Source organism: Rhodococcus sp. 06-221-2, assembly GCF_002258365.1.
GTDB classification, from domain to species: Bacteria; Actinomycetota; Actinomycetes; order Mycobacteriales; family Mycobacteriaceae; genus Rhodococcoides; species Rhodococcoides fascians.
The window spans coordinates 176,448-201,349 of sequence record NZ_NOYJ01000035.1 but is presented as its reverse complement, the minus strand read 5'-3'; the positions used below and the strand labels follow the sequence as shown (position 1 = coordinate 201,349).

The 24,902-nt window shown below is 66.4% G+C and carries 19 protein-coding genes; 11 read left to right on the top strand and 8 right to left on the bottom strand.

Going from position 1 to position 24,902, the window contains the following annotated elements:
* Positions 1-49: 49 nt before the first annotated feature.
* Together CH281_RS22655 and CH281_RS22650 are read right to left on the bottom strand one after the other, a co-directional pair.
* A complete protein-coding gene (locus CH281_RS22655; RefSeq protein WP_094695560.1) occupies positions 50-2,521 on the bottom strand; it encodes a helix-turn-helix transcriptional regulator in 2,472 nt (823 codons plus the stop codon).
* Positions 2,522-2,527: 6 nt separating this feature from the next.
* A complete protein-coding gene (locus CH281_RS22650; protein WP_094695559.1) occupies positions 2,528-4,273 on the bottom strand; it encodes an Hsp70 family protein in 1,746 nt (581 codons plus the stop codon).
* 256 nt (positions 4,274-4,529) lie between these two features.
* Here CH281_RS22650 and CH281_RS22645 point away from each other — a divergent pair, with 256 nt between their 5' ends.
* The 3 genes from CH281_RS22645 to CH281_RS22635 all read left to right on the top strand — a co-directional run bounded on the left by CH281_RS22645 (position 4,530) and on the right by CH281_RS22635 (position 10,602).
* Complete coding sequence (locus CH281_RS22645) at positions 4,530-7,184, top strand: IniB N-terminal domain-containing protein (protein WP_094695776.1); 2,655 nt, start codon at positions 4,530-4,532, stop codon at positions 7,182-7,184.
* A 152-nt stretch (positions 7,185-7,336) separates the two neighbouring features.
* A complete protein-coding gene (locus CH281_RS22640) occupies positions 7,337-9,145 on the top strand; it encodes a dynamin family protein (protein WP_027495650.1) in 1,809 nt (602 codons plus the stop codon).
* Positions 9,142-10,602, top strand: a complete 1,461-nt coding sequence (locus tag CH281_RS22635; RefSeq protein ID WP_094695558.1) for a dynamin family protein — start codon at positions 9,142-9,144, stop codon at positions 10,600-10,602. The genes CH281_RS22640 and CH281_RS22635 overlap by 4 nt, the downstream gene beginning before the upstream one ends.
* Here the strand turns inward: CH281_RS22635 and CH281_RS22630 are convergent.
* Positions 10,591-11,154, bottom strand: a complete 564-nt coding sequence (locus CH281_RS22630) for a hypothetical protein (RefSeq protein WP_094695557.1) — start codon at positions 11,152-11,154, stop codon at positions 10,591-10,593. The two genes, CH281_RS22635 and CH281_RS22630, sit on opposite strands and share 12 nt — an antisense overlap.
* Positions 11,155-11,237: 83 nt before the next feature.
* Here CH281_RS22630 and CH281_RS22625 point away from each other — a divergent pair, with 83 nt between their 5' ends.
* The gene (locus tag CH281_RS22625) at positions 11,238-11,630 is read left to right on the top strand and encodes a bleomycin resistance protein (protein WP_094695556.1); all 393 of its coding nucleotides are present in this window, start codon (positions 11,238-11,240) and stop codon (positions 11,628-11,630) included.
* 16 nt (positions 11,631-11,646) lie between these two features.
* On the opposite strand, the gene treS is transcribed toward CH281_RS22625, so the two are convergent.
* Positions 11,647-13,827, bottom strand: coding sequence for a maltose alpha-D-glucosyltransferase (gene treS, locus CH281_RS22620; protein WP_027495653.1), 2,181 nt, complete (start codon positions 13,825-13,827; stop codon positions 11,647-11,649).
* A gap of 316 nt (positions 13,828-14,143) precedes the next feature.
* Between treS and CH281_RS22615 the strand changes: the two genes are divergently transcribed.
* The 6 genes from CH281_RS22615 (at position 14,144) to CH281_RS22590 (ending at position 19,982) form a co-directional block, all read left to right on the top strand.
* On the top strand, positions 14,144-14,644 hold the full coding sequence (locus tag CH281_RS22615; protein ID WP_032366878.1) for a hypothetical protein: 501 nt from the start codon (positions 14,144-14,146) through the stop codon (positions 14,642-14,644).
* A gap of 292 nt (positions 14,645-14,936) precedes the next feature.
* The gene (gene dnaK, locus CH281_RS22610; protein ID WP_027495655.1) at positions 14,937-16,781 is read left to right on the top strand and encodes a molecular chaperone DnaK; all 1,845 of its coding nucleotides are present in this window, start codon (positions 14,937-14,939) and stop codon (positions 16,779-16,781) included.
* Positions 16,778-17,437, top strand: coding sequence for a nucleotide exchange factor GrpE (grpE, locus tag CH281_RS22605; RefSeq protein ID WP_027495656.1), 660 nt, complete (start codon positions 16,778-16,780; stop codon positions 17,435-17,437). Before dnaK ends, grpE begins: the two co-directional genes overlap by 4 nt.
* Positions 17,438-17,468: 31 nt before the next feature.
* Positions 17,469-18,644, top strand: a complete 1,176-nt coding sequence (dnaJ, locus tag CH281_RS22600) for a molecular chaperone DnaJ (RefSeq protein ID WP_027495657.1) — start codon at positions 17,469-17,471, stop codon at positions 18,642-18,644.
* Positions 18,644-19,060 (top strand): heat shock protein transcriptional repressor HspR, encoded by a 417-nt coding sequence (locus CH281_RS22595; protein WP_045841157.1) that lies wholly within the window; start codon positions 18,644-18,646, stop codon positions 19,058-19,060. The genes dnaJ and CH281_RS22595 overlap by 1 nt, the downstream gene beginning before the upstream one ends.
* A 175-nt stretch (positions 19,061-19,235) precedes the next feature.
* Complete coding sequence (locus CH281_RS22590; protein WP_094695555.1) at positions 19,236-19,982, top strand: FAD-binding oxidoreductase; 747 nt, start codon at positions 19,236-19,238, stop codon at positions 19,980-19,982.
* A gap of 41 nt (positions 19,983-20,023) precedes the next feature.
* On the opposite strand, the gene CH281_RS22585 is transcribed toward CH281_RS22590, so the two are convergent.
* A complete protein-coding gene (locus tag CH281_RS22585) occupies positions 20,024-20,425 on the bottom strand; it encodes a MarR family winged helix-turn-helix transcriptional regulator (protein WP_032399228.1) in 402 nt (133 codons plus the stop codon).
* Positions 20,422-21,837, bottom strand: a complete 1,416-nt coding sequence (locus tag CH281_RS22580; RefSeq protein WP_094695775.1) for an MFS transporter — start codon at positions 21,835-21,837, stop codon at positions 20,422-20,424. The genes CH281_RS22585 and CH281_RS22580 overlap by 4 nt, the downstream gene beginning before the upstream one ends.
* A gap of 158 nt (positions 21,838-21,995) precedes the next feature.
* Here CH281_RS22580 and CH281_RS22575 point away from each other — a divergent pair, with 158 nt between their 5' ends.
* The gene (locus CH281_RS22575) at positions 21,996-22,226 is read left to right on the top strand and encodes a hypothetical protein (protein ID WP_027495662.1); all 231 of its coding nucleotides are present in this window, start codon (positions 21,996-21,998) and stop codon (positions 22,224-22,226) included.
* Between the two features lies 1 nt (position 22,227).
* Here CH281_RS22575 and rsgA read toward each other — a convergent pair whose 3' ends face one another.
* Positions 22,228-23,277: a ribosome small subunit-dependent GTPase A gene (gene rsgA / locus CH281_RS22570; protein ID WP_094695554.1), complete on the bottom strand. Its 1,050-nt coding sequence runs from the start codon at positions 23,275-23,277 to the stop codon at positions 22,228-22,230.
* A 141-nt stretch (positions 23,278-23,418) separates the two neighbouring features.
* Positions 23,419-24,867, bottom strand: a complete 1,449-nt coding sequence (locus tag CH281_RS22565; protein ID WP_027495664.1) for an alpha,alpha-trehalose-phosphate synthase (UDP-forming) — start codon at positions 24,865-24,867, stop codon at positions 23,419-23,421.
* Positions 24,868-24,902 lie beyond the last annotated feature (35 nt).

Below are 24,902 nucleotides of genomic sequence, written 5' to 3'. Positions count from 1 at the left end.
GGATCCTCACACAGTTACACCCGCAGTAGGGGGCATCAGCGTGCCGAGGTCAGGTGGTCGATGTTCCGTAGCCCATCGCCCGCAGCATCGAGATCAATTCCGAGCGCGACCCGGCTCCGAGCCTGCGGCGAATGCGAGCCACATGATGTTCGACGGTTTTCGGGGAGATGTAGAGCCGGCTGCCCACCTCGCGGTACGTGACGCCGAGAACCAGTAGTTCGGCCACCTCGGCCTCGCGTTCGCTCAGAGATCCCGACGGCTGCGGCGTCGTCCCGTCGGTCTCCCGCTGATGCGAGCTGGGCTGACGCAACGACCGGGCGATGTGCAGTAACGAGGTGGCCGTAGCGGTGTCGGCGACGGTCAGTGCGGCTTCGCTCGCCAACCGGGCACCGTCCCACGGCAGGCCGAACGCGGTGAGGGTGCGCGCCGAGAGTTCCACCTCGGCGGCGTCGGGCCTGCCCTGTAGAACACCGAGCCACGCCCGCCCCGCCGCAGCGAGTGCGGAGCTGTACGGGTGCGTCGGAGCGGCGGACGCGAGGGCCTTCGCGTGCGGCACCAGGGCTTCGGGCGTCTGCGCCACGATGGCGGCCTGCACCTGATACCAATGCAGCGCCGAGGCCCAGACCGGCGGATCGCCCAACGCGGCGAGCAGCGTCGTGGCCTGCGACACGAGGTGCTCGACGCGATCGAACTGGCCCACTCGTGTTGCGGCCAGCACCAATTCGCCGAGGGGCAAGAGCGAGAACAGGTCGATCGAGTACGCGGCGACGACGTTCTGCGCCTGGGTCCACGCCGTGACGAGAGATCCGGCGTCCCCGGACCTGCGGGCCAACCCCACTCGAATGCCGTGCAGGAACAGGTGATTGCGCACGTGCGAGTCGGGGATCTCGAGCGGGTCGACCAGGTGGCAGGCCTGCGCGGCGTCTCCTCGCAGCATGGCCGCCCAGCCGCCGATGAGAACGAGCCGCGTGTGGGCCTCGGATCCCGGCCGCAGCTCGGGTAGGGCACGAGCGATGACGGAGTCGACGCGGGCGAGATCACCGCAGTGCACCGCGTGCAGAGCGGCCACCGCGGCCGCCGAATCCGGAGCGCACCAACGATCGGACGGCGCGGCCGTCAACGTGACCGCGCGCATCAGCGAGTTCGCCGCCGCACTCGACGCCGCAGCGCTGCGTGAGTCGATCGAACCGAGGACCCCGTCGACGAGCAACGCACCCGACGCCGTACTCGACGTCGGTGCCAGCGATGCCACGACACTCAGTGCGCGGTCGGCAGCAGGGCGGTCGCCGGCGGCAGCGGCCGACAAGGCAGCCCACACCGCATCGGTCCCGAGTCGATCCGTCCCGAGCCAGGCGAACAATTGCGCACTGCGCGAGACCATTCCGCGCTGCGCGGCGATCGACGCCGAGACCCTGACCGCAGTGCGTAGATCGGCCTGCGTGTGATCGGTGGCCGCATCGAGGATCTCGTCGGCACGACGGCCTGCCTCGTCGAGGTGTCCGGTCGCGGCGGCCACCTCCGCCCGGCGGGCCGCGAGCGCCGACGGGTCGAATCCCGCCGCTGCTGCCGCGTCGTACAGCTGGCCAGCGGACTCTACGGAAGTCGAATCGCCTTGTCCAGCAAGGAAGTCAGCAAGGTCGGCGCGTACGACCCCGTGCGTCGCCAACGCTCGCGCGGCCGAGGCGTCGAGCAGACCGGATTGCGCGGCAACGTCGGCAATGCGGTCGAGCAGCACCCGGCATCGACGCTCCCCGATCATCTCGGTCAGGGGACCTTCGGCGGACGGGACCAACGCGCCCGTGGCGTCGAGAAGACCGGAGCTGCAGGCGATATCAACGACCGTCTCCGCGTCGGCCGCCCGTGTTACGAGCTGCGCCGCCGTGACCGGGTCCGGGACGACGCCGAAGCGAGCCGCGAGCAGCACGGCGCGGGTGTCGTCGGTGGTATCGACGAGCAGTCGGCGATGCTGCTCGGCAACGGATTCGGTGACCGCACGCAGCGGAGTGGGGTCGGACCGTTCGCCCCCGAGCGCGGCCAGTGCCGCGTCGACGGCGACGAGAAGCCCTCCGGTGGACTTCGCGATCGCGCTCGCCAGCGACGCGGAGATCGGCCGAGCGACTGCGGCTGCCCGCGTTGCGATCGACGTCTTGTCCAACGGTACCAGCGTCAGGCGAGCGGCACCGGCGGATGCGACGAGCTTCTCGATCCGGGAATCGTATCGGCGCGGGGCTGTGGCAAGAACCAGCGTGATGTCCGAACGGGTTGCCGCAGCGGCGATCTCGTCCACGCGGTGATCCGGCAACAGATGGGCGTCGTCGACCAGAACCGTCGCACCCGACGGCGCGTCGGTGACACTGCCCGCATGCACCGTCGTCGCGGCGGCCGCGACCGCACCGAGCACCGCGGATCGACCGGAGCCGTTCACCCCGACGACAACATGCACACCGGTGCTCGACGACGCGTCACGAACGAATCGATCGGCGCGCTCGACGCCGACGAGAGCGGATGGGCTGTTGGCCACGGCGGCCTACTGACCCGTCAAGCCGCCGACGACCCCACCGAGTCCGTCACCCAAGCCCTGACCCACACCTCCGACGACACCGCCGAGGCCCTGCCCGACGCCCTGCCCGACGTCGCCGAGGGTCGGGCCCTGGTACGTCGGTAGCGGTTGTGGCGTGAACTGCGGTGCCTGCGGGACCTGCACGGCCGGGGGCTGGTAGTTGGGCACCGTCGGTGCGGCGATCGACGGGATGGTCGGCACGGTGGCGGCCCCGTTCCGGCCGGGGACCGCGGCCGGCGCTCCGGCGACGGGTGCCCCGGCAACAGGAGCCCCGGTGGCCGGATCGATCTGGGTGACACTGCCGTCGGCGTTGACCACCGTGGTGGGTGCACCCGTGGAGCCGACTGCTGCAGAACCGGTCGGCCCGGTCGTGGACCCGACTTCTGCCACAGCGGCCGTGCTGCCGGGAGTCTCGGTGCTCGAGATCTCGGCGTTGGATTCGGCCGGAGTGGTGTTGTCCGAGGTGAGGGCCGTTCCGACCGACAGTCCGCCGCCGGCGAGAAGGGCCAGCACGACGACGGATCCGGCGACCAGGCCGGCCTTCTTCCGTCCGGACATTCCCGATTCCGACGCCACTGCCGTCGGGGTCGGGGCGGGACGCGGGGTAGGACGGGGCATCGGCGCGGCAACGGCGGTCGCGGCGGGAACCGCAGCCAATGCTGCTGCGTCGTCCGCGGCGGTGGCGTCGGCGATGTCGCTGCCGAGGATCGCGGCTCCGATCGCGACGGTCAGTTCGGGGCGCGGCCCGGCCACGACCGGTACTCGCAGTTCGGTCGAGACGAGTTCGGCGACGAGCGGGATGGCCGAGCTGCCGCCGGTCAGCACCACCTGATCGATGTCGGTGACCTCGAGGCCTGCGGCCGCGACCGCGTCACGCACGACGCCGATGGAGGCCAGCAGCGATGCGCGAACGAGGTCTTCGATCTCCGAGCGGACCAGTCGTACTTCGGTGTGCAGCCCCGGCAGGTCGACAGTCAGCGATGTGGAGGTGTCGTAGGACAGCTGTTCCTTGGCCTCGCCGCAGCGGGCGCGCAATTCGACCAAAGCACCGACGGTGTCGGGATCGAAGGGATCGAACTCGAACGACTGACTGCCCGAGACGGTGTCGAGTACGTACTGCATGATCTCGTGGTCGAACTGAGCGCCGCCGAACTCCTGCGAATGAACGCCTGTTCCGACGATGCCTGCGTCGGACCCGGTCCGCATCAGCGTGACGTCGAGAGCCGTCGCGCCGAGGTCGTAGACGACCGCGAGACCGTCGGACTGGGTTCCACGGGTGACTTCGAGCCAGCGCATCGTGGCGACCGACTCGGGAACGAGCGTGACGTCGGTCAGGCCTGCGCGATCGAGCGCGTCGCCGAGCACCTCGACGGTGTAGGCGGTCCAGCGTGTGGGGTGGGTGACCACCACGGAGGGGGAGGAGTCGACACCGGCGGAGACGTCGGCGACGAGGGCACGAGTGGCGGTGGCGTACAGGTCTTCGGCGCGGTGACTGCGGCCGTCGTCGTCGATCAGTTCGACGGGGTCACCGACGCGATCGGCGAATCCACTGATGAGATGGCGCGTCGAGCGGTCCCACAGGTCGGCGAGACTCGGGGCCGCACCGGGACGAAGATCGAGGGCCGAACGCTTGACCACCGAGGTCACCGGGTCGGTATCCAGGGCGGCGACAGCCGTCACAGTTCCGATCCGTAAGCCGAGCCCTGCGTTCATCTGCCGCCACCTTCTTGTCGCACTGCCCTGGTTCCCACCGCCGTTACCCGCACTGTCGGCTCGGTGCCCCGATTCGTTACGTCTCACAGCAGGTTAGAGCGTGCAACGAGGTAAATCCCCTAAAGCGCTCAGATCCCCTAATGCAAGTCCCCTGGCGGCCCCCGGGGGAGTAGGGGGATCGTCCCCGTTGGGCGGGGGCTCTGCGGACCATAGCTTTGTGATCAACCACGAAGCATCACTCGTCAAGGAGACTCACATGGCTACCAACGCCGTACTCGATTTCATTCTCGGCCTGCTGCGCGACGACAACGCCGCTGCTGCCTACTGCGCCAACCCCGAGACGACGTTGGCCGCTGCCGGCCTCGGCGGCGTCACCCACGCGGACATCGTCGCGGTGGCCCCGTTGGTCGCCGAGTCGGGACTGTTCGCCGGTGCAGGCAGCCAGCTCTCCGCCATCCTGGGTGCAGGCGGATCCGCAGGCCTCGACGGCGCACTCGCCGGAGGCGCGAGCCTCGGCGGCGGACTGTCGGCCGGACTCGGTATTGCCGCAGGAGCGGTAGCCGGCGGCGGGCTCGCCGCAGGTGGCGCGCTGACAGGTGGAATCGACGTGGCGGGCGAGATCGAAGCGTCGCTCCAGGCAGCTCTCGCTGCAGCTCTGGCCGTCGGTGGCCAGATCGGCCTCGAACTCGGCACCGCATTCGGTGGCGCTCTCGACGCACTCATCGGTGCCGGTGCGGGCATCGGCGGCGGACTCGGTGGCGGAATCGATCTGGACCTCGACGGCCTTCTCGGCGGCACGGTCGGACTCGGCGCTGCGCTCACCGGACTCATCGGAGCAGGCGCAGGCATCGGCGGCGAGATCAGCGCCGACCTGGCAGCGCAGCTGCAGGCAGCCCTCGACGCCGCGATCGGTGCCACCGGCGCAGTCGACCTCGCCGCGCTGGCCGACATCCAGGGCGGACTGTCCGGCGCGCTCGGTGCCCTCTTCGCAGTCGGCGGAACCGTCGGAGCCGAACTGGGCGCTGCCGTCGGTGGCGTCTTCGAATCCGTGCTCGACGCCGGAGCCGGACTGGACATCGTCGGCGGCCTCGGCACCGCGCTGACCGCAGGCATCGGCGGCGCTCTCGCCGGACTCGGAACGGTCGGTGCCGACCTCACCGCAGACATCTCGGCAGCCCTGAGCGGATCCGCCGAAGCCGGAGCCGCGCTCGTCGGCGACATCGCCGGTGGCATCGGTGGCAGCCTCGGCGGACTCTTCGCCGTCGACGGTGCCATCGCAGGATCCATCGGAACCGCACTCGGTGCAGTACTCGACGCCGGTGCCCTCGCTGACATCGACGTCGACGCACTCCTCGCCGCCGGCGGCAACATCGGCACGGTCGTCAGCGGCGCCCTGGGCGGCGTCCTCGATCTCGACGCCGGAGTCGTCGGAAACCTGGCCACGGCCATCGACACCGCCATCGAGGGAACCCTCGGTGCCGGTCTGGGCATCGGTGGCAGCATCACCGGCGAACTGGCGGGTGAGCTGACGGGTGAGCTGACCGGCGGAATCACCGGCGCGCTGACCGGCGGAGTGACGGGCAGCCTCGAAGGAATTCTCGGAACCGCGTTCGGTGTGGGCGGCGCTGCAGGCGCACAGCTCGGCACGGCCGTCGAAGCGATCGTCGACGCCGGAGCCACACTCGACCTCGGAGCAGCACTCGGCGCGAGTGCAGATCTCAGCGCTCAGCTGGCCGGTGCGGTCGACACGGCCGTGTCCGCAGGTGCCGATCTCACCGGCACCGTGGAAGGCACCCTCTCCGGACTCGGTGGCCTCGGCGGCGGCCTGACCGGCGGTCTCGCCGGACTCGGCAACGTCGGCGGAGACCTCACCGGCGGTCTGGCCGGACTCGGTGGCCTCGGCGGCGGCCTGACAGGCGGCCTCGCCGGAGTCGGCAGCGTCGGCGCAGGCATCACCGGTGGCCTCGCGGCCGTCGGCAGCGCAGGAGCAGATGTGACCGGCGGCCTGGCGGCGGTCGGCAACGTCGGCGGCGACGTGGCCGGTGGACTGAACGGGCTCGTCGACGCGGGCACGAGCCTGACCGGCGGACTGGCCGGACTCGGCAGCCTCGGCGGCGGAATCGCAGGCGGTGTTGCAGGTGGAGTCGAAGGCGGTGTCTCGACCGGTATCGACGCGGCAGCGCAGGCCGGTGCGGGTCTGGAAGGCACCCTGACCGGTGCCGTCGACGGCGGAATCGACGCGGCAGCGCAGGCCGGCGCAGGACTGGAAGGCACTTTGACCGGCGCTGTGAACGGCGGAATCGACGCCGGTACGCAGGTCGGTGCGGGTCTGGAAGGCACTCTGACCGGCGCTGTGAACGGCGGAATCGACGCCGGTACCCAGGTCGGTGCAGGACTCGAATCGGCAGGTGACCTCGCCGGTTCCGCCGCGGGTGACCTGGCCGGAAACGTCACCGGAGGACTCGAGGGCACCGTGGGCGGCGTCGTCGACGCGGGAACCTCGGTGGGCGGCGAGATCGCGTCGAACATCGGCGGCGGACTGGATGCCGGCGGCTCGATCGGCGGCGGACTGGCCTCCACGGTGACCGGGGGTTTGGATGCTGGTGCGGACGCTGCGGGTTCCGTGGCCGGCGGGTTTGACTCCGCCGCGCAGCTCGGTGGCCAGGTCACCGGTGCAGTGCAGTCCGGAGCCGAGGGATCTTTCGAGTCTGCGAGCTCCTTCGATTCCAGCGCGAACGCATCGGGCACGGGCTGGTCGAGCGTCGACTCCGACGTCTTCGGACAGAGCGAGAGCAGCACGGACCTGTTCGGCGAGACCGGCGGCAACCTGCACGGATCGGTCGATTCGGCAGCAGATTCACTGGGCCACTCGCTGACCGTCGACCACGACATCGACCCGCTGAACCCCTGATCGAGTTGCCTGTGATCAGGTGACGAAGTGACGAGTCGGCCCCGAGTGTTCAACGACACTCGGGGCCGAGTCGTCGCTAGAGTTTGGGAATGCGGCCTGCGGGACGAGTTGGGTTCGCGGGAGTCGACGAGATGGGTTGTGGAGACACAGGTATGGACGGGCAATCTACGGAACTGGCCGAGCTGCTCGATCGCACCGCGGAGGTAGCGACATCGGCGGGACGATCCGATCTGGTCGATCGAGTCGAGGCAGCGAAGTCGCGTGTGCTCGACCCTCGCCGTCGCATCATCGTGGTCGGACCCCTCAAACAGGGCAAGAGCCAGTTCGTGAATTCGCTGCTGAATCTGACGGTGTGCTCGGTGGGCGACGACGAGACCACCGCGATTCCGACGGTGGTGTCCAACGCGGACAGCTTCTCCGCGCAGCTGGTGCTTGCGAATCCCGGTGACGAACCGATTCGGGTCGACGTACCGCTCGAAGAGATCACCACGGTCACTCCGGCGAGTCCCCGGGCTCAGGGCCGGGAGGTGCTGCGGCTGGACATCGCGGTACCGAGCCCACTGCTCGCCGACGGCCTGGTGCTGGTCGACACGCCGGGAGTCGGTGGCCACGGAAACCCCCATGCGGCAGGGACATTGGGTCTGATTCCGTCGGCCGATGCCGTGCTCGTCGTGTCCGATGCCTCTCGTGAATTCACCGAGCCGGAATTGGCGTTCCTGCGGCAGGTGCAGGGTCTGTGCCCGGCGGTGGCGGTGCTGATCACCAAGATCGATCTGTATCCCCATTGGCGACAGATCGTCGAGGCCAACCGTGGACATCTGGACCGTGCAGGCATCACCGTGCAGATGCTGCCGGTGTCGTCGTTGTTGCGTTCGCACGCAGTGCGTTTGAACGACGAGGAACTCAATGCCGAATCCGGCTTCCAGCAGCTGTACGCGTTTCTGCGCGACGACGTGGTGGCACGAGCCGACGTGCTGGCTCGCGCATCGGTATCCCTCGATGTCCGCTCGGTGACCGAGCACCTGACACTGTCGTTCGGCAGTGAGCTTGCGGCGCTGAAGGATCCGGAGCGCGCGGCCGCCGCGGTCGCCGGGCTCCAGCGTGCCAAGTCCGCCGCCGAGGAACTGCACAAGAGGTCCTCGCAGTGGCAACAGACGCTCGGTGACGGAATCGCAGATCTCGCGTCGGACATCGATCACGACCTGCGCGACCGACTGCGACGCGTCACCCGGGAGGCCGAGGAAACCGTCGACGAGGGGGATCCGGGGAAGGACTGGCCGCAACTGGGCGAATGGCTCGAAGAGCAGATCGCTGCGTCGGTGGGCGACAATTTCGTGTGGGCGCACGAGCGGGCTCTGTGGTTGTCGGAGTTGGTGGCCGAGCACTTCGCGTCGTCCGGCGCGGCGGCCCTGCCCGATCTCGATCTCGGCGATCTCGACAATGTGCTCGAGCCCGTGACGTCACTGGCCGATCTGGAGTCGGGTCGGGTGGGTATCACGCAGAAAGTGCTCGTCGGAATGCGTGGATCCTACGGCGGCGTACTGATGTTCGGTCTGATCACCACGTTCGTCGGGCTGAGTCTGCTCAATCCGATCTCGATCGGAGCAGGCGTACTGCTCGGCACCAAGGCGTACAAAGAAGACAAGGAGAATCGCGTCAAGGCTCGTCGTTCCGAGGCCAAGATGGCGATTCGCCGCTTCACCGACGACGTCAGCTTCCAGGTGGGCAAGGAGTCGAAGGATCGGCTGCGTCAGATCCAGCGGGTGCTGCGAGATCACTTCACCTCGATCGCCGAGCAGACATTGCGTTCGCTCAACGAGTCGTTGCGCTCAGCGCAGGAAGCCGCTGCCGCCGACAACACCGACCGCACCGCCCGGATCGCGCGGCTGGAGAACGACATGCGGCTTGTCTCGGAATTGAATGCTCGCGCAACGCGTCTGGTGAAGGACGTCGCGGTATGAGCGTGACGGCACTGGCCCGAGCGCGCGATCTGATCTCGGCAGCGCGGTCGACGTACGCCGGCGACGCCGAGGCGTCCTGGATGCTCGACGAATGTCTCTACCGTTTGGACGAGCCGCTTCGCGTCGCGCTCGCGGGATCGCTCAAGGCCGGCAAGTCCACTCTGCTCAATTCGCTTGTCGGGCAAGATATTGCGCCGACCGACGCCACCGAATGCACCAAGGTCGTCACGTGGTATCGCAATGGCGTCTCACCCAGTGTGACGGCCTGGTACGACGGCGATCGGGCGGCGAACGTTCCGGTGCAACGACGCGACGGGCGGCTGACGTTCGATCTCGGTGCGTTGACGGCGGCGCAGGTCGATCGCCTCGACGTCGAATGGCCGGCAAGTACTTTGGCGCAGACGACGATCATCGACACACCCGGCACCTCGTCGCTCTCTCGCGATGTCTCGGCGCGCACGTTGGCGATGCTGACCCCCGAGAATTCGTCGTCGGGGGCCGACGCGGTGGTCTACCTGCTGCGCACCCTCAATGCCACGGACGTCTCGTTTCTCGGGCAGATCGGGGCACACGTCGGAGGTGATTCCGGGCCACTGGGGGTAATCGGGGTGGTCTCCCGGGCGGACGAGGTCGGCTCGGGCCGCATGGACGCGATGATGTCGGCCAAGGAGGTCGCGGCCCGGTTCGCGTCCGAGCTCGAAGCCACCGGACTGTGCCAGGCCGTCGTCCCGGTGGCAGGGCTGTTGGCGTTGGGAGCAGAGACGTTGCGGCAGAGCGAGTTCGCCGCATTCCAGATGCTCGCGACGGTACCGACCGAGGATCTGCAATTGGCGATGCTCTCGGCCGATCGGTTCGTGCGGGCGGAGAGCACTCTGCCCGTCGATGCCGCCCTGCGCGCCAGCATCGTCGACCGCTTCGGCCTGTTCGGGATTCGGATGGCCGTGACGCTGATTCGGCTCGGTGTGCGTGATTCGCCGACACTGGCGGCCGACCTGGTCGAGCGCAGTGGACTGTCCGAACTTCGCTCGGTGATCGACGTGCAATTCGGCCAGCGTGCGGATCAGCTGAAGCTGCACTCGGCTCTGGTTGCGCTACAACGAATTCTGGAGTTCCGGCCGGAGTCGCATGCGCTGCGTACCGAAGCCGGCCGGATGCTCGCCGACGTGCACGGGTTTGCCGAACTACGATTGCTCGGCCGATTGCGTTCGGTCACACCGACATTGCCCGACGGCGGACTGATCGATCTGCAGCGCATCATCGGCGGCTTCGGTATCGCCGCCACCGAGCGCCTCGATCTGCCGCCCGATGCGGGGCACACTCAGCAGCGCGACACGGCATTGGCTGCGGTTCGCAAGTGGCGATCCCTCTCGGAGCATCCGCTCCTGGACCGGTTCACGTCGAATTCGTGTGCCCTCGCCGCGCGCAGTGCCGAAGGGATTCTCGCCTCACTGACGTGAGGGGCGTCGAGGTAGCAGCGCGACGACCGTGGCGGCTGCGGCAGCGCCTGCCACGACGAACGGACCCCATTGCAGCACGCCGCCGAGCAGGGCCGAGGCGTCGGAGACGAAGGTCGAGAACGTGACGGCCGCCCCGACGGTCAGAATTCCCACCGCGCCCATCAGGACCTTGGACGACGTGGCCGCACCGCGGAGCAGGTTCAACGAGACGAACCCGAGTAGTACCAGCACGGCGGCGGCAGCACCGCTCGAGACGAGGGTTGCCGACGCCGTGTTCCGGACGTCTGCGGCGCTTGCCGTCGAATCCTGCTGAGCCACGGCGCTTTCGACGCCCGACAGAACGACGTTCCAGTTCAGCGCAATGACGGCGGCCAGCGCCAGGATCAATGCGGCGGTCGCCGCCCACAGTCCGGTCGCGATCTTCGGCAGACGGGAGTCTGCGGTGGATTCCTGTCGTGGCCGAAGAGGTTCGACGGACAGCTCCGGCCGCGGTGGTTGCGGTCGGGCAGGCCGAGGCCTGTGCGCTGTCGGATCGTTCGGTTCTTCGGCCACGGTGCAGGAGTCTATCGGGGGAGCTGCCCAGTCACCGGCAGTGCGGCTGCGAAGTTCATCGAAAGGTCGTACGGTGGGACGCTGTGGCCGATCACGCTGTACCGAACCTGCCGTCTCGTGACTTCGATGCCACGCTCGCCTTCTACGGCGGATTCGGGTTCGTGTCGGCCTACCGTGACGATGGTTGGCTGATCATCGAGCGCGGAGCGCTTCGGTTGGAGTTCTTCCGGTTTCCCGATCTGGTGCCCGACGACAGTTCGTGCATGTGCAGCGTCCGTGTGGACGATGTCGACGAACTGTATCGACAGATCGCGAATGCAGGCGTCGTGGAGAAGCCCGTCGGTCGCCCTCGACTGCATCCTGTGCTGCGCCGGCCTTGGGGGCAGCGCGTCGGATTTCTCGTGGATCCCGATGGGACCCAGCTGAATCTGATCGAGAACCTCGACGCGCCGCCCACGGCGACCGACTCCGGCTAGCCGCTCGCAGGTTCTCTCACCGCAGCACCACCGCGACGCCCTCGTACGGACCGAGGTTCATCGGGAAACTGTGCAGTTCGTCGACCGTCGCGATCTCGTTGTCGTCGAACACATCGATGGCGCAGGTGCCGGGCACCAGGTGCTTGGACTGAATGGTTGCGCTGATCTCGTCGGACGAGAAGTTCAGCACCGTGGCCTGGATGGTGCCCTGGCCGAGTTCGTGCACCATCACCAGCAGGCTCTTGTGCGAGACCGTCGGAATGTCGATCTGCTGCGCCGTGGCAATTCCGTACTTGTTGCGCAGCTCGATGATTCGAGCCAGCTGCCGAGCGAACGACTGGGGGTCGGCCAACTGCTCCGGTAGCGACCCGTACAGGCTGCGTCCACGGGGAATGCCCGACTCCGAACGCACGGCGTCGGGGAAATACCCCATCAGGTCGTGTGCGCCGCGGTTGAGCCAGCGAGTGTCGCCCTCCTTGATGAGATCCTCGACCTCGTCGGCGGCGATCGGAAGAATGCCCAGCAAGTCCCAGCCGGACAGTGCGAACACGCCGGGCTGCAGTGCGTTGTACATGGCGAGCAGCAGGTGCGCCCGCTTCACGGTCTCGATGTCCTGCTCGTCCATCCGATCGAGATCGCGGATGCCGAGCGACGCGGTGATCACACTTGCTGTGGTGCAGGCGATTCCGTTGGTGGTGAACGTTCGGTTGTACGGTGCCCAGCGGCCGGTGAGTCGATCGGTGAGTTCGCCGCGAATGCGATCGCCCAGATCGCAGCCCTTGACCGACTCGCCGCCGTAGGCGAACTCGTCCTCTGCGTGCAGTGTCGCGAAGTGGATGAGCTCGAACGTCATCTCGTCGTGGTTCTGCAGCGCGTGCACCAGCGACGCGGTGTCCACACCGTGATCGCGAGCCAGAGTCATGGTGAGCCTGAGGAATTCGGTGTTCCCCATGACCAACGCATGCTGGTAGGCCGGGCGGTTGATGAAGTCGTACGACAGATCGGCGCCGTTGGTGCCCATCGCCTTGATGTCGTCGATCGTCAGGTTCAACTCCTGGAAGGTGAACCCGCCCATCTTGCGCACCACACTGGCGATCAGGTGATTCGCGGCCTCCGAGAGTGGGTGTCCCTCGGACCAACCCGGACCCTCCGCGCGACGTTCGACGCCGAGGAAACCGTTGGCGTCCAGGCGCAGGGCACCGGCACCGAGATCGGCGATCGAATGGCAGGCGTCGCCGATGACGAGACGCATTCCTGCGAACGATGGATCGAGCCAGTTGATGGACGGCTGACCGGCCTTGAAGTAGTGCAGGTACACCCAACGCCGCTCGACGCCGTCGATGCCGACGACGGGAGGTGTTGCGCTCCAGTTGGTTTCCTTGACGCCGAGCTCGTAGAAGATCACTCGCTGCAGCTGGCCGATGATGTAGCCGGCGCGAGCGAGATTGGCCTCGGCCTCGGCGTCGATGTTCTGCGAGTCCGCACCGGCGCGCACGCGGGGGAGCAGGTGCCAGTCCTGCGGCTCGATCTCCACCATGTGGTAGATGCCGGGGTAGTCAGCGACGGCCATCTCGGCCAGCCGAAAGTCCGCACCCTTACCGGTGTGGCCGGGAACGATGTCGTCGATGACGATGCCGTCGTACGCGGAGGCCACGACGCACAGGCGTCGGAACTCTTCTTCCGATCCGAAGGCGGGGTCGATCTGCATACCGATGCGGTCGAAGTGGCCGTCGACGGACGGGGTGGGACGCCACCCGTGGATGCCGCCCGCCACTTTCACCGGTCCGGTGTGCACGGCGGTGACGCCGATCTCGGAGAACGCCTGCCACAACTTCTCGTCACCGAGGGTGCTCAGGAAGCTGGTCTGCGGAGCGTTGATCACCGAGATGGGGTAGGCGGTGAACCAGACGGGTGCTCGCTCGACGGCAGCACGCGGGTCGGGATCGGCATACGGGTTCTGCCACATGCTGCCCTTGCCCGACAGCTGTTCGGCAATGAGCTTGGCATCTCGCAGCATCGACTGTTCGGTGAGCCAGTCCACGTACTCGGGATTGGACGCGACCGGCTCGCTGTCCGGTGTGGGACCACTACTTCGGTTCGCACGACGCACGGACGGACGAAGCGGTTTCGGCCGAGCCGGGTAGAACTTCTCGTCGTAGGTGATCTCGCTCGGTTCGTGCTGCACTTCGGGATCCATGTGCCTCCGTAGCCTCGCTTTTCCTCAACCCTACGTAGGGCGCGGCCGATCCGCAGGGTTGTGGTTCCCCTCTTCTTCGACCAGCGAAACCTAGCGAGTGGGCGCGCCGGGCCCGGCCCGTCGATCGGTGAGCGTCGGCCGAATCACACGAATGTCATTCGGCCCGACCGGTTTTGTTCGATATGCGAACGTCATCGAATCGAGACCGCCTGGTGTGGAATGTCTGAATCGGATAGGCCATAGTGAGGAAGTACCAACTGTCCCTTCAGTCACATCAGACTCACGGGTCACATCCCCTCAGCCACAGGAGTTGTCCATGCGACGTCTTGCCCGCACATCGATCCTGGCCTCGACGGCCGCCCTGGCCGCCGGCATCGGTGCGGTCGTCCTCGTACCCATGGCCTCGGCCGAGCCCGAGACCGAGCCAGCGATGCCACTCGGCTCCGCAGTTCTCGAAAGCCCCGACCTGGTGGTCTCGATGGCCACTGTCTGCGACACCGCAGTCGAGAAGGCCCCCGAGGGCGGCGTCGTCGCACTGCAGGTCAAGGTCGAGAACAAGGGTGCCGACGACGCGTCGAACGTCAACGTCAACTACGGCGCACTGCCGGGTCTGCAGGGTCAGAACACCGAGAAGACCATCAAGGCAGGCGAGGCAATGACCTACACCGTGCCGTCGGCCGATCGCGAATGGGTCGCTCGCCCCGCCGGCGCAGCAGCCTTCGCCAGCGCACTCGATGCCGACTTCATGAACAACATCACCGGCGGACTGCTCAGCTACAGCTGCATCCCCGCACCCGCCACCGAGCCTGCCGAGTAATTTTCGTTCTGTACTTTCTCTCCCGCTGCGCCGCGACGATCCCCGCTGATCGTCGCGGCGTACTGCTGTCCCCATGTGCGTGGAACTTCGTAGCAGGGACCGAGTTTTCACTCACATGCGGCGCAGCCGCTCCCTCGGGAACAAATTCGCCACACCCTCCGTTGTGCAGGTCAGCAGCCTTGAGTGGATGAGGCTCAAGTTGGAAGTTGACGCGATAGATCGCGTTGTGCAAACTTGAGCGGAGTTCGCTCACCCAGGGACTGGAACCCACGCAACAACAGGAGGAAACATTATGGCTCGTGCGGTCGGTATCGACCTCGGGACCACCAACTCGGTCGTGTCCGTCCTCGAGGGCGGCGAACCGGTTGTCGTCGCCAACTCCGAGGGATCACGCACCACCCCGTCGATCGTCGCTTTCGCCAAGAACGGTGAAGTGCTGGTCGGCCAGCCCGCGAAGAACCAGGCGGTCACCAACGTCGACCGCACGATTCGTTCCGTGAAGCGCCACGTCGGCACGGACTGGACCGTGGAGATCGACGGTAAGAAATACACCCCTCAGGAAATCTCCGCGCGCACGCTGCAGAAGCTCAAGCGCGACGCCGAGGCCTACCTGGGTGAGGAAATCACCGACGCGGTCATCACCGTTCCCGCGTACTTCGAGGACGCACAGCGTCAGGCCACGAAGGAAGCCGGCCAGATCGCCGGCCTCAACGTCCTGCGCATCGTCAACGAGCCCACCGCGGCGGCTCTCGCATACGGCCTGGACAAGGGCGACAGCGAGCAGACCATTCTCGTGTTCGACCTCGGTGGCGGCACGTTCGACGTCTCGCTGCTCGAAATCGGCGACGGCGTCGTCGAGGTCCGCGCGACGTCCGGCGACAACCACCTCGGTGGCGACGACTGGGACGAGCGCATCGTGACCTGGCTCGTCGACAAGTTCAAGGCTCAGAACGGCATCGATCTGACCAAGGACAAGATGGCCCTGCAGCGTCTGCGTGAGGCTGCCGAGAAGGCGAAGATCGAACTGTCCTCCGGGCAGAGCACCTCGATCAACCTCCCGTACATCACGGTCGACGCGGACAAGAACCCGCTCTTCCTCGACGAGCAGCTCAGCCGCTCGGAGTTCCAGAAGATCACCTCCGACCTGCTCGACCGCACCCGTGCGCCGTTCCAGGCAGTGGTCAAGGACTCCGGCATCGCCGTCAAGGACATCGACCACGTCGTGCTCGTCGGTGGATCGACGCGTATGCCCGCAGTCTCCGAGCTGGTCAAGGAACTCTCCGGTGGACGCGAGCCCAACAAGGGCGTCAACCCGGACGAGGTCGTGGCCGTCGGTGCTGCACTGCAGGCCGGTGTGCTCAAGGGTGAGGTCAAGGACGTTCTGCTCCTCGACGTCACGCCGCTATCCCTCGGTATCGAAACCAAGGGTGGTGTCATGACCAAGCTCATCGAGCGCAACACCACCATCCCGACGAAGCGATCCGAGACCTTCACCACCGCTGACGACAATCAGCCCTCGGTGCAGATCCAGGTCTTCCAGGGTGAGCGCGAGATCGCCTCGCACAACAAGCTCCTCGGCTCGTTCGAGTTGACGGATCTGCCCCCGGCTCCGCGCGGCGTCCCCCAGATCGAGGTCACCTTCGACATCGACGCCAACGGCATCGTGCACGTCACGGCCAAGGACAAGGGCACCGGCAAGGAGAACACGATCAAGATCCAGGACGGCTCCGGTCTGTCCAAGGAAGAGATCGACCGCATGGTCGCCGACGCCGAAGCTCACGCAGACGAGGACAAGGCTCGTCGCGAAGAGGCCGAGGTCCGCAACCAGGCCGAGTCCCTCGTCCACCAGACGGAGAAGTTCGTCAAGGACAACGAGGACAAGGTCGACGCCGAGCTCAAGGGCCGCGTCGAAACCGCCATCGCCGACGCCAAGACGGCACTCGCGGGCAGCGACATCTCGGCAGTGAAGACCGCCGTGGAGAAGCTGTCGAGCGAGTCGCAGGCTCTCGGCACCGCCATCTACGAGGCTCAGGCCAAGGAGCAGGGCGGCGCAGAGGGTGGCGCGCAGGCCGCTGACGACGGTGTAGTCGACGCAGAGGTTGTCGACGAGCCCGCCGACGACACGGACAAGAAGTGACGTCGGGTAACTCCGAGCAAGAACCGGTCACTTTCGTGGACAAGCGGAAGATCGATCCCGAGACCGGTGAAGTACGGGAAGGTGACGCAGTTCCGGAGCCCCTCGCGGGCACCGGTACTGCGCCCCAGCCCGGCTCGGTGGACGAAGGGACAGGCGAGATCGTGGTCGAGGCGGAGGACACAGAAGATCCGCGCGACACTCAGGTCGCCGAACTCACTGCCGATTTGCAGCGCGTGTCGGCCGAGTACGCCAACTACCGTCGCCGCACGGATCGGGAGAAGCAGACGGGAGCGGAGAACGCGAAAGCGTCCGTCGTGTCCCAGCTGCTCCCCGTCCTCGACGATCTGGAGCGAGCTCGCCAGCACGGCGATCTCGAAACCGGACCGCTCAAGTCCGTGGCGGACAAGTTGGCGGGGGTGTTCTCGAACATCGGTCTGAGCACCTTCGGGGCCGAGGGCGACGCCTTCGACCCGGCCATCCACGAGGCCGTCTCCCATGAGGGCGACGGCAGCAATCCGGTCGTTGGCACGCTGATGCGTCCGGGCTACAAGCTCGGCGAGCGCGTGCTGCGTACCGCGATGGTCGGTGTGGTCGACAGTGCTTCCGAGGGCACGGCAACAGAAGAATCGGACGCACCCGCGTCCGACGAGCAGTAAAAAGAAATAGCGCGAGAGGAGGAAACGCCCGGTGAGCCAGCGGGAGTGGATCGAGAAGGACTTCTACAAGGAGCTGGGCGTTTCCTCCAGCGCTACTGCAGAAGAGATCAAGAAGGCGTACCGAAAGTTGGCGCGGGACAACCATCCCGACGCCAATCCCGGCAACGCCGCGGCCGAGAACAAGTTCAAGGCGGTCAGCGAGGCGCATGCCGTACTCGCCGACCCGGCCAAACGCAAGGAATACGACGAGGCCAGGCGGCTGTTCGCGTCCGGTGGCTTCGGTAGCCGCGGTGGAGGCGGATTCTCGCCCGGTGCAGGCGGATTCGGTGGCGGTGGCCAGACCTTCGACGTGGGCGACATCTTCGGCCAGGGCGGTGGCGGCGACGGCGGCATCGGCGATCTGTTCGGAGGTCTGTTCAATCGCGGCGCAGCCCAGCGCCCGCAGAGCAACCGTCCCCGACGCGGCAGCGATGTCGAGACCGAGACCTCGCTGCAATTCCGTGAAGCAGCGCAGGGTGTGACGGTCCCGTTGCGGTTGACCAGTCCGTCCTCGTGCACCACGTGTCACGGCAGCGGTGCGAAGCCCGGAACGAGCCCGCGGGTCTGCCCCAAGTGCAACGGCCAGGGCGTCGTCAATCGAAACCAGGGCGCGTTCGGCTTCAGTGAGCCCTGTGACGACTGCCGCGGTACCGGATCCATCATCGACGACCCGTGCGTCGATTGCCGCGGCACCGGAGTGCAGAACCGCACCCGCACCATCACCGTGCGAGTACCCGCAGGCATCAGCGACGGCCAGAAAGTACGACTCGCAGGCCAAGGCGAGGCCGGGCTTCGCGGAGCACCGTCCGGCGACCTGTTCGTCACCGTTCGAGTCAAGCCCGACAAGGTCTTCGGCCGCACCGGCGACGACCTCACGGTGACCGTGCCGGTCAGCTACGGCGAATTGGTCCTCGGCACCACACTGTCGGTGCCCACCCTCGAAGGACGTGTCGGCGTCAAGGTGCCACCGGGCACCGTCGACGGCCGAGTGCTACGGGTGCGCGGACGCGGCATCCCGAAGAAGTCCGGCGCAGGCGACCTGATGGTGACCGTCAAAGTTGCCGTCCCGCAGAAACTCGACGATGCTGCTACCGACGCTCTGAAGACCTATCTGGAAGCCGAGAAGGCCAGCGGATTCGACCCGCGGGCCGGGTGGGCAGGTGTGTGATGTCGGTCCCTCCCGAGGGCGGTTCCGCGAAAGCCGGTGGGGCACAAGGTGATCCCGACGCGCAGATCTTCGTGATCTCCGTCGCGGCTCAGCTGGCCGGCATGCATGCGCAGACGCTGCGCACCTACGACCGACTGGGCCTGGTCATCCCGCACCGCACCACCGGCGGTGGGCGACGCTACACACCGCGGGATGTCGCACTGCTCCGCGAGGTGCAGCGACTCTCGCAGGACGAGGGCGTCAACCTCGCCGGCATCAAGCGCATCATCGAGCTCACCAACCAGGTCGAGGCCCTGCAGGCCCGGGTCTCGGAACTGGCGCAGGAGGTAGCGAACGTGCACGCGAGCTATCGCCGTGACCTGGTGCCGATCCAACGCAACGCCCTGGTGGTCTGGAAGCCGAAGCACCAGCGTTAGGTTCACCGCCTTCCCCGCAAACGCGCGCGCGTTTGTCAGGTGCGCGCAGATTTGCCAGTGATTCGGTCACTATTCCGCGCGCGTTCAGCAAACGCGCGCGCGTTTGCGGCATCGGCAGTGGCGAACCCCGCGCGCGTTTGCGAGACACCCGGCATCGACCCCTATCCTGGTCCGCATGCAGGCGTGGAATTCGACAGTCGTTCAGTACCATCGCCTTCGGAACGACCTCGCGGTGATCAGGCTCGAGGGCGACGCCATTCCCTTCAGAGCCGGGCAGTCGGTGTCTGTGACAGTTCCTCAGAACACTGCTCTGACGCGGCGATATTCGCCCGCCCTGCCGCCGTCGCTGGACGGCAAGCTCGAATTCCATGTGCGCGCGGTACCCGCGGGGTGGGTGAGCGGGTCGATCGTCAACGAGACCCGGCCCGGTCATGTCTGGCAGATCAGTGATCCGCAGGGCGGTCTGCACGTCGACGATTCCGGGCGTGACGTCGTCATGATCGCGGGCGGTACCGGTCTCGCTCCGTTGCGCGCGATTCTGCTCGATCTCACACGCTGGGAGCGGCCGCCGAATGTGACGCTGTTCTTCGGCGGCAAGTCGCCGCGCGATCTCTATGCAAGCGACATGCTGTGGTTGATGGCGGCCGAGTTGCCGTGGCTGACCGTTGTTCCCGTCGTCGATCAGCTGCACGAGCCGTGGGCCTCGGACCGCTGGAACGATCGCATTCACGAGGAAATTGGTTCCAGCACATCATTTTTCGAGCCGGAGCACTGCTGGGAGGGTGCTATCGCCGACGTCGTCGCGGTGCAGGGGCCGTTCCCCGACAGTCAGATCCTGGTGTGTGGTTCACCCGGCATGGAGGCCGCGACCGTGCGCGCCCTCGTCGAGATCGGAACTCCGCTCCCAGACATTCGCCGCTGAAGCCGAAGCAGAAGCCGAAGCAGAACCGCCGCCCCACCACATCAGGGCAGTCGCAGTATTCGACGCAGATGTGCCAGGTCCTCCGGCGGTAGTGCCGTGAATTCCGGCGGAGGGGCGTCGGCGATCGTGCGGGCTTTCTCGGCGAGGCGGCGTCCGGTGTCGGTGAGTCCGATGATGCGTCGTCGACGATCGTGGGGGTCCTCGGTGCGCACCACCAGGTCTCGCTGTTCGAGTTCGCGCACGTTCAGAGATACGTAGGGCACGTCGGAGGCGAGCAGATCGGCGAGTTCGGTGACCGACCGATCGCCGCTCAACAGCTTGATCAGCAGTTTCGCCCGCAGGAAGCTCATCCCGGTGGCCTCGGCGACGGCCCGTCGAGTGTCGTGTACCTCGAGCATCAGCGCTCGCATCTCGCGCCAAGTCTGCGCTGCTTCGCTCGTCATACGAGCACCGGCTGGTCGATACGTTCGGCGGTCGATCGTGCCCATCGGCCGGTGGTGACCAGCGCGAGCACGGTGACAACCACGCCGGCACCGGCGATGACGAACCAGGCGGGCACGGCGGCGGCGGTGAAGCCGTCGGAGATTTCTCCGACGATGCTTGCGGTGACGATCGATCCCATGACGGCCACACCGAGCGACTGACCCACCTGCCTGCTGGTCGACGCGATGGCCGAGGCCACGCCGGCTTGGCTCCGCGGCATCCCGGAGACGGCGGTGTTGGTGATCGGGGCGTTGACCATGCCGAAGGAGATTCCAAAGATCACGTATGCCGTCGCCAGCCATGTGAAGGACGTCGTCGGCGTCGTTCTGGTGAGCATCAGCGCCGAGATCACGAAGCCGAGGCCGGCCACGAGCAGGGGGATGCGAGCCCCGAGGCTGCCGACGATGCGTCCCGATATCGGCGCGAAAATCAGCGTCATCAGTGCCATCGGCAGAGTGTAGAGACCGGCGTGCAGAGGTGAGTAGCCGCGAACGTCCTGCAGGTACAGCGTGTTGAGGAACAGGAACCCGCCGAGGGACGCGAACGCGCACACGGCGATCACCGTAGCGCCACTGAACGGTGCACTGCGGAAGAACTTCAGCTGGATCAGCGGTTCCTCGATCCGCGATTCGACCACCAGCAGCCCGAGGAGAGAGCCGATCGCGACGGCACCCGTGAACACGATCAGCGGTGATCCCCAGCCCTTCGCGGGACCTTCGATGATGGTGAAGACCAGGGACGCGAGGAACGCGAAGATGAGGACCTGACCTACCGGATCGAACTTCCTTGCGTGCTCGGCCTTGGATTCCGGGACGAACTTCAGTGTCATCGCCAAAGCGAAGATCCCGACGGGGACGTTGATCCAGAAGATGGACTGCCAGCCGGCGCTGGTGACGAGCACGCCGCCGAGTGCCGGTCCCGCGGACATCGAGATTCCGACGACGGCACCCCACATGCCGATCGCGCCGGCGCGTTCTTTGGGGTCGGTGAAGGTGTTGGTGATGATCGACATCGCGACGGGATTCATCATCGAGCCGCCGATGGCCTGCAGCATCCGGAAGGCGATGAGCCAGCCCAGCGACGGTGCGACGCTGCACAGCAGCGAGCCGAGCACGAACGTTCCGGTGCCGATCAGGAAGAAGCGTTTGCGGCCGTACTTGTCGGCCATCGATCCGCCGAGCATCAGCAGAGATGCCACGACCAGCGTGTATGCATCGATGATCCATTGCAGACCCGATACCGATGCATTCAGATCTGCGCGCATCGACGGCAGCGCGACGTTGACGATCGTGTTGTCGGTGCTGACGAGAAACAGGCTGAGGCAGCAGATCCCGAGCACGAGATATCGGTGTCGTCGAGTCAGCTCGGCCACGTGCACCTCCGCATATTTGCTTGTACATCTACAACTATTACATGAGTACTCCTAACTTGTTCGACGAGCAAGTGGCGTCGGGCTGGTCGGCGCCCGATAGGGTGTGTGTCACAGGCTTGCTCGACCCCCGATACCTGCTCGGTGAATGGAGAACAACAGTGGCTTCCGAGATCGCACCAGGCGACCTGGTTCAGGCGTCCGGGCATGCAGGCCCGTGGAAGGTGCTCGAGATTCGTCAGGGGTTGGCGTTGCTCGAGCATCACGACGGGCATCGGCTGTCGGTCCGTACGACGACGGTCGAGGTGGTGCGCAAGGCGTCGCCGCGCGAGGGCTCGGCTCCGCTGGAAGAGGCGGAGTCCGAGAGCCCCTCGCTGTTCGACGAGAGCTGACCTAGCGCCGCCCACCGTCGGCTGCGTACTTCTGCCGTAGCGACTTGGTCATCTGCTTGTATTCCCTCAACTTCTCGCTGCGCGCTCGCGCATCGTGGCGCGACGTGGTCCAGGCGTTCTCCCGCAACAGCTTTCGGTAGTTACCCAGCCGGCGTTCGGTGAGTCCGCCTGCCTCGACGGCGGCGAGAACGGCGCAACCGGGCTCGTGTGCGTGCGCGCAGTCGCCGAAACGGCACAGTGCGGCCAGCTCGTCGATATCCGAAAAAGCGTTCGCCACTGCGTCTTCCGATCCTTGTACGCCCACCGATCTCAATCCGGGAGTATCGAGCAGGGTCAGTCCCAGCCGTGGTACCGGAATCAATTCCCGACGCACCGTCGTGTGTCGGCCCTTGGCGTCCGCCTCGCGAGTGGTGCCGGTGGCGAACGCGGTGCTCCCGATCAGAGCGTTGCCGAGAGTCGATTTACCCGATCCCGACGGCCCGATCAGCGCGACCGTACCGTGCAGATGCGCTGTCAGCGAGTCGATTCCATCGGCCGACACCGCACTGGTGCTGCAGACGGTGACACCCGGCGCGGCGGCCAGTACCGACTCTTCGGTGACGCGTCCGCTGTCGGTCTTCGTGATCGCGACGACGGGTACGCCGCCGCTGCCCCACGCCAGCGTGAGGTAGCGCTCGACGCGACCGAGATCGAGGGCCGTGTCCGACGCGACGGTGACCACGACGGTATCGACGTTGGCACCGAGAACCTGTGCGGCCGAGGTCGATCCGGCACTGGCTCGAACTATGGCCGTCCGGCGGGGCAGGATGTCGATCAGCCGGAACGATTCCGCGTCCAGTGCCACCCAGTCCCCGGTGCAGAGGCCGCCAGGAGTGGAGCCTGCGGAACGACCGCTGACACTGCCGGTGCCGCGCGCGATTCCGTGCTCGGTGACGGCGTCGAATTCACCACGGTCGACGCGAACCACGCGAGCGAGAATTGCGCTGTGAGAATGCTGTTCGAACTCGTCACGCCAGTGTTGGTCGAGTCCGTATTCGAGTAGAGAAGACATGCGAGAAGTCCTTCGTGGAGGAGGTGTGAGGGCTCGGCTGTGTTCTCGTCCAGGTGGCCACGATGCCCACCTCCTCACTTCTCGCATGCACAAAACCGTCGACGGCAAACTAGCAGCCGTCGACGGTGGGGGTAAAGCGATTTATCTGACGAGGTTGGTGCCCTCGGCCGGTTGTGCCAGAGCGGACAGGAACGATCGAGCCCAACGGTCGACGTCATGGGCGAGAACCTGCCGGCGCATGGCTCGCATGTGACGCTTACCTGCCTCGGGTTCCTGTTCGAGCGCTCCGGTGATGGCGTCCTTCACGCTGTCCAGATCATGGGGGTTGCACAGGTACGCCTGGCGCAATTCTGCAGCAGCACCGGTGAATTCGCTGAGAACCAGCGCGCCACCGAGGTCGCTGCGGCAGGCCACGTACTCCTTGGCGACGAGGTTCATGCCGTCGCGTAGGGGAGTGACCAGCATGACGTCGGCAGCGACGAAGTAGGCGAGCAGGTCCTCGCGGGGAATTGGACGGTGCAGGTAGTGGACCACCGGGTGGCCCACCTGGCCGTACTCGCCGTTGATGCGTCCCACCTGCTGCTCGATCTCGCCGCGCATGGCGACATAGCTCTCGACGCGTTCACGGCTGGGCGTCGCCAATTGCACGATGACGTTCTCGGCCGGATCGACTCGGCCTTCTTCGAGCAACTCTCGAAATGCGTTGAGCCTAACGTCGATTCCCTTGGTGTAATCCAGTCGGTCGACGCCGAGCATGATCCGTTTCGGATTGCCGAGGTCTTTGCGCAGCTGCTTGGCGCGGTCTCGGACGGCCTTCGTGCGCGACTTGGTGTCGAGGTCACCGGAGTCGATGGAGATCGGGAACGCTCCGACGCGTACGGTCCGGAACCCCACCTGGACGACACCGAGCTTGGATCGCACACCGACGGTTCCGCGTGAGGTGGTTCCCCCGGCGAGGCGTCGGGCAAGGTAGAGGAAGTTCTGTGCACCGCCGGACAGATGGAAACCGATCAGGTCGGCTCCGAGCAGTCCTTCGACGATCTCGGTGCGCCACGGCATCTGCATGAACAGCTCGATCGGTGGGAACGGGATGTGCAGAAAGAAGCCGATGGTCAGATCTGGCCGCAGCATCCGCAGCATCTTGGGCACCAGCTGGAGCTGATAGTCCTGAATCCACACCGTCGCACCCTGCGCGGCTGCCTCGGACGTCTTCTCCGCGAAGCGGCGGTTGACTTCGACGTAGGCGTTCCACCAGTCGCGGTCGTACTCGGGCTTGACGATGACGTCGTGGTACAGCGGCCACAGCGTGGCGTTGGAGAAGCCCTCGTAGTACTGGGTGTATTCCTTCTCGCTGATCGGCACCGGACGCAGGTGCAGGTCGTCCTCGACGAACGGCTCCACGTCGACGTCGGATACGCCGACCCATCCCACCCAGGCACCCTTGTTGGCGCGCAGGATGGGCTCGAGCGCAGTGACCAGCCCGCCGGGGCTGCGCTTCCATCGCGTGCTTCCGTCGGGAAGTGTCTCCAGATCGACCGGCAACCTGTTGGCTACGACGACGAAATCCGAACCCTGCGAGGCGTCAGCCACAACTGTCCAATCCGCTTGTTGATCCCTGGGTAATC

Bases quoted from the DNA above. Each gene is read 5' to 3' on its own strand.
- CH281_RS22650 (WP_094695559.1), bottom strand. From the start codon at position 4,273: ATGAACGCAGGGCTCGGCTTACGGATCGGAACTGTGACGGCTGTCGCC.
- CH281_RS22645 (WP_094695776.1), top strand. From the start codon at position 4,530: ATGGCTACCAACGCCGTACTCGATTTCATTCTCGGCCTGCTGCGCGAC.
- CH281_RS22640 (WP_027495650.1), top strand. From the start codon at position 7,337: ATGGACGGGCAATCTACGGAACTGGCCGAGCTGCTCGATCGCACCGCG.
- CH281_RS22635 (WP_094695558.1), top strand. From the start codon at position 9,142: ATGAGCGTGACGGCACTGGCCCGAGCGCGCGATCTGATCTCGGCAGCG.
- treS (WP_027495653.1), bottom strand. From the start codon at position 13,827: ATGGATCCCGAAGTGCAGCACGAACCGAGCGAGATCACCTACGACGAG.
- CH281_RS22615 (WP_032366878.1), top strand. From the start codon at position 14,144: ATGCGACGTCTTGCCCGCACATCGATCCTGGCCTCGACGGCCGCCCTG.
- dnaK (WP_027495655.1), top strand. From the start codon at position 14,937: ATGGCTCGTGCGGTCGGTATCGACCTCGGGACCACCAACTCGGTCGTG.
- CH281_RS22595 (WP_045841157.1), top strand. From the start codon at position 18,644: ATGTCGGTCCCTCCCGAGGGCGGTTCCGCGAAAGCCGGTGGGGCACAA.
- CH281_RS22590 (WP_094695555.1), top strand. From the start codon at position 19,236: ATGCAGGCGTGGAATTCGACAGTCGTTCAGTACCATCGCCTTCGGAAC.
- CH281_RS22585 (WP_032399228.1), bottom strand. From the start codon at position 20,425: ATGACGAGCGAAGCAGCGCAGACTTGGCGCGAGATGCGAGCGCTGATG.
- rsgA (WP_094695554.1), bottom strand. From the start codon at position 23,277: ATGTCTTCTCTACTCGAATACGGACTCGACCAACACTGGCGTGACGAG.